This window comes from Faecalibacterium sp. AF28-13AC (assembly GCF_003478405.1).
Lineage (GTDB): Bacteria > Bacillota > Clostridia > Oscillospirales > Ruminococcaceae > Faecalibacterium > Faecalibacterium prausnitzii_E.
The window spans coordinates 1-650 of the sequence record NZ_QUFG01000018.1; the positions used below are offsets into that span (position 1 = coordinate 1).

Consider the following 650-nt stretch of genomic DNA (forward strand, 5'->3'; position numbering starts at 1 on the left):
AACCGAAAAAGATTTTGAGTTTTCCGCTTTTCTTAGTGGATGCATCGTTACGGATCGCACGAAGAAGCTGATCCGGATCTTGTCTTGGCAGTTCCATTTTAACCCTCCTATCTGTCACTCATGTAGAAGTGATTCCCTTTGTGACTCTTTACGTGTCCTTAATCATATATCAAAGGGAGTAAAAAAGGTAAAAGAGAATGCGTATCTGTATTAAAACGCTCTAAAGATGCAGGACTTATTCTTTTTTATCACGAGCTTGTGCCAGAAATTCAATCAGCCGTTTCCTTGTCAGAATCCCGCATAGAGCATTCCGGCCATCAACGATGGGGACAAAATTCTGATTCAGCATTGCAGTTACAACCTGCTCGGAATCTGCATCTATTTGTAACGCAGGGCAAAAATCTCTGCGAACAATGCTGCCAAGTCGGTATCCCTCCTGTACTTTCAAGTCTGTTGTCTGGCAAGCAAGAAGGTGGCGGAGGAAATCTCCCTCCGTCACGCTTCCAATATACTGTTCCTGATCATTCAGTACCGGGACAGCGGTATAGCCATGTACCATAAACCGTTCCAATCCCTGACGAATCGTATCCTTTTCATAAAGAAATACAGTGGAGATTTTGGGAATCATGATTTTAGCTATGTTCATTTCA

1 protein-coding gene is annotated in these 650 nt (G+C 42.8%); it reads right to left on the minus strand.

The window, feature by feature from the left end; genetic code table 11:
• Window positions 1-235 precede the first annotated feature (235 nt).
• The coding region (locus DWY95_RS16170; RefSeq protein ID WP_243082863.1) for a CBS domain-containing protein at window positions 236-650 on the minus strand (415 nt) is incomplete at its 5' end.